Source organism: Draconibacterium sediminis, from assembly GCF_000949475.1.
Taxonomy (GTDB): domain Bacteria; phylum Bacteroidota; class Bacteroidia; order Bacteroidales; family Prolixibacteraceae; genus Draconibacterium; species Draconibacterium sediminis.
Map to the genome: position 1 here is coordinate 590712 of NZ_JRHC01000002.1, position 13643 is coordinate 604354.

General features: G+C 41.9%; 5 protein-coding genes. All 5 read right to left on the minus strand.

Features of this window, described 5'->3' with window-relative positions; translation table 11 throughout:
- Positions 1-8: 8 nt before the first annotated feature.
- The gene (locus tag LH29_RS12330) at positions 9-3209 is read right to left on the minus strand and encodes a SusC/RagA family TonB-linked outer membrane protein (protein ID WP_045030114.1); all 3201 of its coding nucleotides are present in this window, start codon (positions 3207-3209) and stop codon (positions 9-11) included.
- A gap of 528 nt (positions 3210-3737) precedes the next feature.
- Positions 3738-4562 (minus strand): hypothetical protein, encoded by an 825-nt coding sequence (locus LH29_RS12335; protein WP_157493679.1) that lies wholly within the window; start codon positions 4560-4562, stop codon positions 3738-3740.
- A 23-nt stretch (positions 4563-4585) separates the two neighbouring features.
- Positions 4586-6229: a RagB/SusD family nutrient uptake outer membrane protein gene (locus LH29_RS12340; RefSeq protein WP_045030293.1), complete on the minus strand. Its 1644-nt coding sequence runs from the start codon at positions 6227-6229 to the stop codon at positions 4586-4588.
- 21 nt (positions 6230-6250) lie between these two features.
- Positions 6251-9424, minus strand: coding sequence for a SusC/RagA family TonB-linked outer membrane protein (locus LH29_RS12345; RefSeq protein WP_045030118.1), 3174 nt, complete (start codon positions 9422-9424; stop codon positions 6251-6253).
- A gap of 118 nt (positions 9425-9542) precedes the next feature.
- Complete coding sequence (locus LH29_RS12350) at positions 9543-13556, minus strand: hybrid sensor histidine kinase/response regulator transcription factor (protein ID WP_045030120.1); 4014 nt, start codon at positions 13554-13556, stop codon at positions 9543-9545.
- Positions 13557-13643 lie beyond the last annotated feature (87 nt).

Sequence of the window (13643 nt, forward strand, 5' to 3'; positions counted from 1 at the left end):
TTCGTTTTTTATTTCGACAAAGTGATGTTTAGACCCAATGTAAACCTCCGGGCCTGAGGATAGTAACCATTATCAATACCTGCATTTATTGGATCCCAAGATCCAACTTCAGGATCCATTCCTGAATATTTTGTGATTGTAAAAGCATTGGTAACGTTTGCATAAACCCGTAAGGCACTGATGTGAGCTCTACTCAGCAGATTCTCAGAGAAAGTATACCCCAATGAAATGGTTTTGCATCGAACGAAAGACCCGTCTTCAATAAATTTGTCAGAAAATCTCAGGTTATCGTTAGTATTGTCATTTCGAACTCCCGGGATATCCGTGTCGGGATTGGTAACAATAACATTATAAGGATCAGTATCTGATCCTTCCGGATCAATCAACTCTAGTTTAGCATAATTGCTCAATGAATTGAAATAGCCAAAACTTGAGCGTGGATTTTCAGCGGTTACACGCAATTCGTTAAATACTTTATTTCCAATACTGGCACTGAGAAATACATTCAAATCAAAATTTCTATAATTAAAGGTGTTGTTTAACCCCATTTGTACTTTCGGAATTGGCGAACCAAGATAGGTTTGGTCTTTTTCATCAATTATTCCGTCGCCATTCAAATCTTTAAATTTGAGATCGCCATACCAAATACTACCGGCAGCATTCGCAAAGGGCAAGATTTCGCCATTTTTAACCGGCCTGGCGTGAGGCTTAATACCATTTTCCTCATCGCCAAAAACATCAATGGCCGATGCAAATACGCCGCCATCAACAACGTATCCGTAAAAATCACCAATTGATCTTCCAACCACCGTCTTACTGTACCGGCCCATGATAGGTGCCCCGTCTGCGTTAAGTTTTAGCACTTTATTGATGTTTCGCGACACCGTCAGGTCTGTCTTCCAGGTAAAGTTTCTTGCCTGTATATTGGTTGAACTGATTCTGAAATCAAATCCTTTGTTTTCCATGGATCCTACGTTTACCCATGGTGCGTCCAATCCCCCTGGATTCCAGCCGATAGCGGTACCCGAGTACATGGGTAGCGATGTTTGCATAGCGAGGCCTTCAGTCTTTTTCAGGTAAAAATCGACTGAAAAATTCAACCGCCAGTTAAAAAATGTCGCGTCGAGACCAATATTGGAACTTTCGGTTTGTTCCCATTCCAAATCAGGGTTTGCAATGTTTTGCGTAAGTTGCGATACGGTGCTTACACCGGTAGGCACAGTGGCCAGCGTTGATGTGTAAACGTAATTACGTCCGGCTTGCCTGTTGGTTAATCCATAACCCAAACGCAGTTTTAATTCGTTAACTTTATTTACACCTTTCAAAAAATTCTCGTTGTTGACTTTCCATGCCAAGGCGCCGGAATATGACAAGATCCAGCGTTTGTCTTCGGCATACATGGAAGCCCCGTCCTCGCGAATGTTCCCGGTAAACAAATATTTATCGTTAATCCCCAAATTTAAACGGCCAAAAAACGATTCCTTGGAACTATGGGCTTTCCCTCCGCCATTTGTTGCCGTTGTAGGATCGCCCCCATTTATTACCTGCACATTGTTGGACGGGTAATTTTTACGTGAAGCCTCCAAAGATTGTGATTTGTCCAGTGACGCCTCGTGACCGGCCATTGCCTTTAAACTGTATTTATCGTCAAACTGGTGGGAGTAAGTAAGGTAATTCTTTAAAGAGGTATAAACGCCTTCGTTAAAATAAGACGCCCCCTCGCTTATTAGTCGCTCCAGATTTCCCATCTTGTAACTTGGGTTAAAAACATCTCTGGTGGCTATGGTAAAATTCCCTGAAGCTTCGTTACGTAACACCAGGTCTTTGGTAAAGGTAATTTCGGCATAAAGGTTACCAAAAACCTGCTTCCGGTTGGCCTCATTTTTATTAATTAACGCAATTGCGTAAGGGTTAACCCGTTGTTGCACCCATCCTACAGTACTGGTAGATCCCCCCCAACTGCCGTCGTTGTTCTGTACCGCAATATCAGGAGTTTGCTCTAAAGCTGCCCTAATAACACTTGAATTTGTGCTGTTGATGTTTTCATCAATATTCACCAGTTGAAGGCTTGTACCTATTTTTAGCCAATTAGTTGTTTTATTGTCAAGGTTTAGACGAAAAGAAAGCCGCTCGAACTTCGACCCCAATGCAATGCCTTCCTCGCTTTGGTATGCTCCCGACAGCAAATACTGGGTGCGTGTATCACCCCCACTAACGGTAAGCGTATGAGTTGAGGTAGGTGCGTTTCGAAAAAGAACCTCCTGCCAATCGGTACCTTCGCCAAGGTATTCGGGATTAGCCAGCTCTGGTCGTTCGTCGAACCCCCAGCCAATACCGGCATTACGCTCGTTTACAAAGGTGGCAAATTCTCTCAGGTTCATTACCGGTAGTTTGTCTGTCAACTGTTGGGTACCGGCAGAAAATTCGTAGGTAATTTTAGGTGGAGCTATCCTGCCCCTTTTGGTTGTAATAATGATTACACCATCGGTTCCTTTTGAACCGTAAATGGCTGTGGCAGACGCATCTTTTAAAACGTCAACCGATTCAATATCTGAAGGATTTATACCGGCGAGCGGATTGGTGCCGCCTCCAACCCCGGCTATTCCCTGTAGTTCTACCCCATCAAGTACATACAAGGGACCAGAACTACTAAAGCCCGTAATACCACGAATTTGTACGGAGACAGCGCCTCCTGGCTGTCCGGATGTTTGCGTAACCATCATTCCCGGGATACGGCCCTGAAGCGATTGTTCTAGCGTTACCGACTGCGACTGGCTGATTTCCTCAGCATTAACCGATGATACCGCTCCGGTAATGTTTTTTCGTTTTTCCCAACCGTAACCAACAGAAACAACTACTTCTTCCAGTCCGATAGACTCTTCTTCCATTGTTACATCTATTTTTCTTCTTCCGGCAACCTCAATTTCGGTCTTTTTCATCCCCACGAAAGAAAAAACAAGGACTCCATCTCCGGGAACATCCTCCAATGAATATTTTCCATCAGCATCCGTGATCGTACCTCGATCTGTACCTTTTACAACAATGCTAACACCAGGCAAAAACTCTCCTTCGTGCTGAGATTTTACCACCCCGGAAATTGCAATGTTTTGTCCGAAGGAAGGAATGCCCCATAGTACCATTAATAAAATGACATAAAGACTCCTAACTGAAGCCCTTTGCCATATTAAAAAACTTCGCGTTTTTTTCATAGAACATAAATTTAGATTATTAAAGTCAGCTTTAATTAGCTCAATATCAGCCGCTAATTTAGACCCAATAGCATCCATAGAGGGGCTACCATGTATTTTATGAGGGATGATAATGTGTTATTTAAAAGTGACCTCTGACCATAGTTTCTAGTAAACGTTTAAGCTCTAACTATTTACTCCTATTCTTTAAACCTGCTAAACGTTTTATGGCTGGCGACCTCTCCTTATCATAAGCAGGATAACAAAACCGGAAGCATGGTAAAAGATAAAAACGGGACGGAGTCAACCGGATTGAAAGTAAAAAGCTAAAGGATCTTTCGACCACTCGTTTCTGATGCTTTGTGATAATCATCGTTACCGGATATTTTTTGTAGTTGTAGGAAGAATTTTAAAATAGTAAAGGCCCTTGATTGTTGGCTTGGCGGGTTTCGAAGTTTCACTTTGTGTTATTGACTTTTCAAAAAAAAAGGGGCAACTTGTTTTAATATAAAAACAGCCGCCCCGTATTCAAATCCCAAGATTTATTAATCAATGTGAATCATAATAGTCTTTTGTAATATAGTTATAGATTAACCAGTTGTTTGGATCTTTTTTTGCAATCAATTGCATGTGATCCGCGTCAAGGCTTTTTATCGTCATTAATGCATTCCAGTTAGCAACCTGGCCTCCTTGTGCTTTATCATGGATAACCTCGGCACCATAAGTGATCAATTCACTGCTTTCCGGGAACAACATAAAAGTACCCGTACCTGATAAATCAGGGAACATTTTATTGTCACAGGTGAAATTCGCATTTCCAATCAAATTAAAGGTCATGGTTCCATAATCGCCGGCGCTAACTCCAGCCCACGGAATATCTGAAAAAGCAGGATCCCATTCCCATCCGGTGCCACCAAAATAAAATGGCCCCGAAAAGTATTTGCTCACAGCGTTGGCATCCAAATCCAGCACCCAGGTTTTCGATTGGTTAATCCCCCCGGTAAGGTATGTCCACATCGGATCGCTTACAAAATCTTCGTCTACGGTTGTTATTGTAAACGTGTATGGATCCGCAGTCACAAGTCCGCCGGGAGTTTCAACGGTATAAGTAATGGTGTAATCACCAGGGAACGGTATGGTTATGGTCTCATCTAATTTAATTGAAGTACCTACGGGTGTTACCCAATATGGCTGAGCCCCCGGAGTTTCACTTTTCAGGTGAAACTTATTTGGATTCTGAGAATCTACCGTCACAGAGAATTTCACTGCGCTTTTGTCCAATGGCTCCTGCAATTCATATTCGTCGGGCATACATGCTGTGAACATGATTGCCACCAATGACAATACCGAAAATATTCTTAATATCTTGTTCATAATAATCGTAATTTAAAGTTCATTTATTCCCATCCTGGATTTTGTGTCAACGTTCTGTTTGAGAGCGTGATCTGCGTATTAGGAATCTGCATAAATCCTTTTGTAGCCTTAAATTTAGCAGCATCATAAGTAACCTGATCTTCAACACCGCCACTCACAACAGTTTGCGATGCCCCGGCAATTACACTCGCCGCATTATCCAACCCGGTACGCAACAAGTCCCAGTAACGAATCCCTTCAAAGGCAAACTCAAATTTGCGTTCGGTCATAATATCGCTGGCAGCAACTGCTGAAACGGCTTCTAAACCTGCACGGGTGTGAACTTGATTAAAGTAATCCAGCGCATTGGATGCCCCAAGTTCTGCAGCCATAAGCAGCACATCGGCATAACGAATAAGAATGTAATCCTGATCCTGCGATATTTGGAAGTCTTTTGAACCACCGGTATCCGATGTTCCGTCAGGCAAAGCGGTAGGCGTATATTTTTTCACAGTATATCCGGTGTATTCGCGCTGGTCCTTAATATCAAAAGAGCCTTCAATACCTTCTCCAACTATGTCGATAACAGAAGCGGCTTTACGTAGATCGCCAGTTGCATAAGTGTCAACAAATCGAGGATTGACCGTACAAGCCCCCCAGCCTTTTCCGTAAGGAGAGAAATTGGTACCACGCATTCCCATCATCACCAACCAGCGATTTCCATCGCTATTACCGTTATAGTCTGATGTACTGTTGAATTTTTGAGCGAACACAACTTCCTTGTTGCCTTTGCCAGCATACGCAGATTTGTCTAATGTATTATCGTCGGCATTTGGAACATAACTAGCAGCTGGCCAGAGGGTTTCAAAATCCTCAACAAGACCAAACTCATTGCTGGAAATAACATCTTCAAGTCCGGCCAGTACTTCCTGTTTGGTTATCCCAAGATCGTCCTTTCCGTAGTAGCCCGTGTAAAACAGATAAACACGTGCCAACAAAGCTTCTGCGGCATACCGTGTAGCACGCCCGTCGTTTGTTGCGGCCTGTGCTTTTGGGTAAGCATCTGCCGGTATATTTTCAATGGCAAACTTAAGATCCTCAACGATCTGCTTATACGTATCTGCAGGATCTGCCTGTGGAACGTAGTCTGTAGTAGGCTCGGTCAACAATGGAACACGTTCGAAAAGGCGAACCAATTCAAAATACTCCAAAGCCCGTATAAAACGTGCTTCACCTTCAATACGGTTCTTTGCAATCGAATCTGTAGCAGCTTCGCCGGAATCCCATTCCACAACATCAGGAAGTTTTTTCAATAAAGTGTTACAACGATAGATACCTGTATAATACAATTTCCATCCATCGTTGAAGATATCAACATCTGCCGGTGACTGGCTCTTGTCAAACCGATCCATCAATTGTAAGCCTCTGCCGTCGTTGGCACCACCACCACCGAGGCATTCGTCAGCTGCAACTTCCGAAGTTAAATAGAACGAAAATGCAGTAACAGTAACTTGATAACCATCATAACACCCCACCAATGCCATCTCGGCATCGGCCTGCGTTTTGTAAAAGTTTGCATCCAGAAGCAGAGTTTTTGGCTCTACGTTCAAAAAACTGTCTGTACATGATGACAAAAGGCCCAGGGTTGCTACCCCGGCTATCATGATATATGATTTTAATCTCTTCATAATAATTTTCATTTAATTGATTTAAAATTTAAGATTAACTCCAACCAGTACCGTTCTCGGACGTGGATAATATCCTAAATCAACACCTGAAACCCAGGATTCCACACCATATCCGATTTCAGGATCCATACCATTGTACTTGGTAAATGTAAAGGCATTCTGTACCGAAGTATATAAACGACATTGACTGATCGCTTTCAAATTAATCAGTTTTGAAAAGTCATAACCAAGGCTAACATTGCTTATTCGTAAATAATCTCCATCGTGCACATACAAATCAGAGAATATCCAGTTCAGATTATTTACCGTTACACGAGGAATACGATTTGATGTACCTTCTCCGGTCCAACGTTGTAATATAGCAGTGGTGTAATTTGATTGCTGCCCAACCTGTCCGTACGATTGAACGATTTTGCTGCCCATCGCAAAACTGGCATCAACGCCAAAATCGAAGTTTTTATATTGGAAGCCAAAGTTAAATCCACCGCTTATTTTTGGAAGACCGTTACCTAAATCGACTTTATCGTTGTTGTCAATTACACCATCCATATTCTGATCAACAAATTTCACATCGCCGGGCGTAGCACCACCAGGCTGCAAAATTCCTTTTCCGGCTGCCATCCATGCATCAATATCTTCCTGATTCTGGAAAAGCCCATTGGTTTCGTATCCCCAGAAATATCCAATGGCATATCCGTTTTCAGTCCGGTAAAATTCTTCTGAGTTGGCATAAAGCATATTTGTCAACCCATGCACAATTCCATCTGCTGTTGGAATTAGCCCTACTGAGTTTTTATTATAAGCGCCATTCACCCCGATGTAATAACTGAAATCATTAATATTGTCGTTCCAGTTGACAGCCAGTTCAACCCCTTTGTTTTTCACACTACCACCATTAATCCACGGTGCTTTTGCACCGGCAGTTGCCGGTACCGGCGCTTGCACCAACCAGTCTTTGGTAGTTTTTACATAGTAGTCTCCGCTTACGGCTAAACGCCCCTTCAAAAAGCGGGAATCAAAACCGATATCAGTTTGTTCCGATGTTTCCCAACGCAGGCTTTCGTTTGACAATTGCCCCTGGTAAGCTCCCGCAGTGTTTACTCCGGCGTTACCAAAGTTGTAAAATGCTGCAGGATTGTTGCCACTAACTGCAGTTGAAGTACTGATTAGTGAGGCGTATTTAAAATCGGGAATACTCTGGTTACCAACCTGTCCCCAGCTTGCGCGAAGTTTCAGTTGTTCGAGCCAGCCTTTTGTTGAACCCATAAAAGACTCTTCGCTGATTGTCCAACCAGCAGAAACCGAAGGGAAATAGCCCCAATGGTTACCTGGAGCAAACTTAGAAGAACCGTCAGCTCTCAACGTTGCGTTTAAAATATATTTTTCCTTGTAGTTGTACCCAATTCTTCCGAAATACGAAAGGCGGCGATAATCAACCGAAGGAGCACCTCCAACAGATTTTGTTTTAATAACCGTTGTTCCGTCATCGTCAAGATGAGCTTCTCCTGTTGTATTATCCAAATAGGCATGTCCAAAATCATCCAATTGCGGTACCAGGTTCCAGTTGCTACCTGACATTCCTATGCCTTGATAACTTATTGATTCCGTTCCGAGCAACACACTGAAAGCATGATCCTCATTAATATCGAAGTTGTACCCTACCGTATTCGTCCAGGTTAGCGTAAATCCGCTGCTCATACCCTGGCTAACAGTTTCATGGTCTTCGTTGTACGAATAAATCGAAAACCGATAATAGGGAGTAAAACCTCGGGAATTGGAAGAATAGTAGTTGAGTCCAAAAACGGTTCTTACCTTCAGGTTTTTAATAGGTTCCAATTCGGCGTAAACGTCGCCTAAAAGTCTTTGGCTTCTGTTTATCCTATGGTTGGTAAGCATGGCACCGTAGGGGTTGCCATCGGCCTTATTCCATTTTGCATCACTGGTATCGTTAAAAGGACTGCCGTAAATATTATTATCGCTATATACAGGCGCTAAAGGAGATGTATTAAAAGCACTACGCAACGTATTATTGTATTGGTTCCCATCGCTGATGCCTTTAGTGTCGATAAAGTTCAGGTTTAGATGTTGCCCCACAACAAGCACATCTTTATACACTTTGTGTTCGGTGTTTAACCTGAATCCATACCGATCGTAGTTCGATACTGCGGAACCGCCAACCACACCTTCCTGCGAAGTATAACTTAGCGACATAGCATAAATTGAAGTTTCAGAACCACCGCTAATATTGAGCGAATAATTTTCGGTTTTCGCATCTTCCTTGAGCATCTGCCCCATCCAGTCGGTATCGGCGAGATAGCCATCCTTTGCATCCCAGTCGAAAGGATTGAGACCAGAGTTAATCTGTTGCTCATCCATAATCATCCGGTATTCCTTTGCATTCAATAACGGAACTTTCCTTTCAACATTCTGAATGCCTCGGTATGCATCGAATGAAACCTGGCCATGTCCTTTCTTACCTTGTTTAGTTGTGATAAGAATTACACCATTAGCTGCCTGCGATCCATAAATCGCGGCCGAAGCAGCATCTTTTAAAACATCAATAGACTCGATATCTGCTGCATTCAGGGTTGTAATATCACCTTCTACTCCATCAACGATATACAGTGGCTGTGAACTACCGATTGTACCTAAACCGCGAATGGTCACTTTCATGCCAGCTCCTGGTTGCCCTGAAGTAGATGAAATGTTCACACCAGGAGTTTTTCCTTGCAAAGCTTGCAATGGGTTAGTGGTATTCATTTTTGCCAATTCCTCACCCTTCACCTGAACGGTAGCACCAGTAACCAATTTTTTCTTTTGAACGCCATAACCAACAGCAACAATTTCTTCCAGTCCGATAGCCTCTTCTTCCATGGTAACATCTATCGTACTTCTTCCTGCTACCCCAATTTCGGTCTTTTTCATCCCCACGAAAGAAAAGACGAGAACTCCATCTCCGGGAACATCTTGCAATGTATATTTTCCATCAACATCAGTAATTGTTCCCCGGCTTGTTCCTTTTACAACAATGCTAACACCCGGCAAAAACTCTCCATCGCGTTGAGATTTTACCTTTCCGGAAATAGCAATGTTTTGTCCGAAGGAAGGAACGCCCCATATTACCATTAACAAAATGACATAAAGACTCCTAATTGTAGCCCCCCGCCATATTAAAAAACTACGCGTATTTTTCATACAACATAAATTTAGATTAGTAAATTAGCTTATAATCAGCTCAATATCAGCGGCAAAATTAGGGATCGACAACACCAGTACAGGGTATGCCATGTATTTAATATAGGACAACGATGTCTTAATTGGGATTATTTAATCTGCGTAGATAGTCGGAAGGAGAAATACCAAATTCATTTTTGAAGTTAACAGAGAATCTTTTAGGGGAGTTGAAGCCGACTGCATAAGCAATTTCGGCTATATGTAACTGACTTTTCTCCAAAAGCTGGCGACCGCGTTTTAAACGAATTGTACGGATAAACTCAGCGGGCCCTTTTCCTGTGATGCTCATTAATTTTTTATACAAGTGGCCCCTGCTAAGGCCAACCAAACTTCCAAGATCTTCAACCGAAAATTCGGGATCATCAATGTGTTCTTCAACTGCCTTAATAGCATCCTCTATCAGTTGTTCATCCAGCGAAGTAATTGTTATCTCGGAGGGAGAAACATCCATTTTCTGGCTAAAGGAAAGATGGCACTTCTCTGTCCATTCAAGAAATTTTCGAATACGTAGTTTTAATAAATTGAAGTTAAAGGGTTTGGTGAGATAATCATCAGCTCCCAGTTTCAGTCCTTCCAACTGATATTCTTCTGCAGTACGTGCGGTCAACAAGATCACAGGAATATGTGACCATTGGATATTGGTTTTTATTTTTTCACAAAGTTCAGTACCGCTCATAACAGGCATCATTACGTCGCTCACCACTATTGATATATCATTCTCCTGTAATTGGTCCAGAGCTTCTTGTCCGTTATAGGCCACTAATACTGTATATTCATCTGAAAGGCTGTCGGCCATAAACTCACAAAAATCTTTGTTATCATCCACAAACAGAAGTACCGGATTGGCAGGAATCCGTTGTTCCACTTCCTGTTCCTGTTCAAACTGCTCTTCATTCCCCGTTGTATCAGCTGAGAGTTCATCCTGAATATCTTCATTCCAAACCGGAAGCCTGACTATAAATCTACTTCCACGAGGTTTGTTATCCTCAACCGTGATACTACCATCGTGCATCCGGACGTATTCATTCACAATATGCAATCCTATTCCACTTCCCGTTTTTTCAGGGTGCCGGGAAGACTGGAAAAACCGGTCAAATACATGAGGCTTGTCAATGTCTAAAATTCCATCTCCCGAGTCCGACACAGACAAATAAATATCATCATCTTCCCGGGAAATACAAACAGTTACAACTCCACCATCAGGCGTAAATTTAAAAGCATTGGAAAGCAAATTCAACATTACCTTCCGTAATTTGTCCGGATCAAATTGTGTTGTCAGCACTTCTGGTTTGCTTTCAAATGAAAACTCAATCTGGCGTTCGGCGGCAGTACCCTGAAATGTGAAACACAACTCCCTGATAAAGCTCACCAAATCTCCTTGTTTAGTCCGTAAAACCTCACCTCCCGCATCCAATTTCCGGAAGTCAAGCAAGGTGTTGATTATGTGCAATAACTGCTCGGCACTTTTGTTTATCATTTCTAGCTTTTTACGCAAGCCAGCATCCATTGATCCATTTAATATTGTTTGTAAGGGTGTGAGTATTAGTGTAAGCGGTGTACGAAGATCATGACTTATATTTGTAAAGAACCGAAGTTTCATTTCATAAAGGTTTGTTTCCTGCTCTCGCACTAATTGCATTCTTTGCGCTTCGAGCCTCATTTTTTGCCTTCTTCGGCTTCGGTATATAATATACACAACAAGAGTAATTACCGACAAGATGTACAGCGCCCATGCCCACCGCGACAAATAAAATGGCGGAGTTACATAAATGTTTAAATAAGAAACCTGATCGCTCCAATCTCCATCACTATTGCATGCTTTTATTTCAAGTTCATAATCGCCGGGCGCCAAAGAAGAAAACACAACCCGGTTTTCCGAAGTGTTTTGCCATTGTTCCTGTAGTCCTTTCATTCGGTAGGCATATCTCACCTTATTGGGGTATAACAAATCGCCTGTTGTATATTTTATCTGAATTAGCTTATCGGTGTACCGAAATGTTAACGAACGGGTTAGTTCCATCGGACGTTCCAGCAATTTACGTCCTTTATAGAGTGAATCGACCATGATCTGATCAATTCCAACACTCAACCCAGTAAAAGTAACTTTAGCGGGAGGTTGGTTCTTCTCCAGCATTTTATTTGGATTGACAATTGAATAACCCTCAGTGCCGCCAACAAGAATATCGCCACTACGTACCTTACATATTGCGCGGTTATTAAAATAATTATCGATAAGGCCGTCTTCATCTGTGAAGTTTTTACAGGTAACCATCAGGTTACCTTGCTTGTCCTGTTCCGCTGTAATTACAGAAAGTCCATTACTCGTAGTTACCCAAAGGTTTTGATGATCATCTTCAACAATACCGCGAATGATGTTGTCTCGCAAGCCATTTGTTTTATCGATATAATAGATGGTATCTTTCTTTAGATCCCATAGGCTCAATCCTTCGGCGTGCCCCAGCCAAATGTTGTCCTTGGTGTCTTTGTATACACAACTTATCAGACCTTGTTTGAAATTCTGTGTGCCCGAATTATTTCCCAGATAGCTGCTGCAATCGTTTGTTTTTATGTCGACAACATAAAGGCCGTAAACAGTTGCAACATACAATTTATCGCCTCCATCATAAAACATATCCAATGGATGCTGCATGCCTTCACACTCGATCTCCATTGAATTCAAACTCTCTTCTCCATTCCTCAAAAGTTGTATGGCCCCACCCAGAGTACCTATCCATAAATTGCCGTACCGGTCTTCTTTCAAACTCCAGATATTATTGCCTGCCAGGTCGCTGTTTTCAGTTGAAAACCGGTCAACCTTTCCGTTATCATAGCGATAAAGACCATCTAAATACGTTCCGATCCATATACGTCCTTTCCTGTCTTCCAGAAGCGATACTATAGGACTTTTCGGGAGAGAAAGCTGCCTGATACCAAATTCTTTGTCTTTCAAAAATAAGCCATTTCCATCAGTGCCCAGCCAAATCCTGCCGTCCCGGTCCTCAAGAATTACGCTTACATCCTCACAATCTGCCTGCTCAACATTTATAATACTCTGTAAACTATTATGATAGTAGGAAATGCCGTTTTTATTGTGTCCTATCCAGATAATCCCGTTATCATCATGGTACAAGTATTCAATATGATTGGAGGCAATGGATGAACTTGTTTTTTGATCTTCCTTCAAGTTTGTTACCTCCCCACTGGCGATATTATAAATGAGTAGCCCGTTATGATCGGTGCCAATCCAGATATGCCCGTTTCTGTCATCCATAAAAATTAACATCCGTTTGGATTGACTTCCTGAGTTTAGCTGCAATTTGGCCCAGGTAGCCTTTGGGGTTTTCTTGTAAAAGACCACGTCTGTACTACCCGACCAAAGCCATAAGCCACCCTTGTAATCTGCATATAATTTATTGTATAATAACGGATTGATATTTTTAGGCAGTTCAAGCACTTGCTGCCTGCCGGTTTGTTTGTTTATTTGCCACAAAAGGCCTGGCCTTAAAAAACCATATAAGTTCTTTCCGTCATCACTAAATTCCACAGATACCTCCTCATTGAGGCTTAGCTTTAAGCTAAATGTTTTTAATGCATTTTTTTGTGTATCATAACTATATAGTTGCTGCCTACTCAAAACCCATAAATCTTTCTCTTTATCGATGTATATCTTGTAATTACCACCAACTACAATTCCAATTTTTTGCAAAAACCCGGGGACATCGTTTATGAAATTATCTTTGTCGCGGTTATATACCGTATAGGTGCTACTATTAATCCAAATGTTACCCAATCCATCTTCCTGCAAACCAAGAATATTGTTTGATGCTATCGAATTCGATACGTTGGTTTCTGTAGTATATGTTTTAAATTCGTAACCATCATAACGATTCAGACCGTATTCGGTGCCAATCCACAAAAAACCATAACTGTCTTTTAAAACCGAAGTGACATTTCCGTTTGAAAGCCCATCCTTTGTTGTAAGGTGCAGAAAAACATAAGACGGTTGTGCTGTTGACTGAACCACAACCGAAATAAGTAAAATAAGCAAGCCCAATATGCCTCCTAAAAATTTAGTATGTTTTCCACTCTTCACAGTAACTTATTTAACACTCTAAGATATGGAAAATGACGAGTAAAACGGCCGGACAACTATGGATTATGGGGCTGTATTGTTTCAAAT

Coding starts and splice junctions, on each gene's coding strand:
- LH29_RS12330 (WP_045030114.1), bottom strand. CDS start 3,209: ATGAAAAAAACGCGAAGTTTTTTAATATGGCAAAGGGCTTCAGTTAGG.
- LH29_RS12335 (WP_157493679.1), bottom strand. CDS start 4,562: ATGAACAAGATATTAAGAATATTTTCGGTATTGTCATTGGTGGCAATC.
- LH29_RS12340 (WP_045030293.1), bottom strand. CDS start 6,229: ATGAAGAGATTAAAATCATATATCATGATAGCCGGGGTAGCAACCCTG.
- LH29_RS12345 (WP_045030118.1), bottom strand. CDS start 9,424: ATGAAAAATACGCGTAGTTTTTTAATATGGCGGGGGGCTACAATTAGG.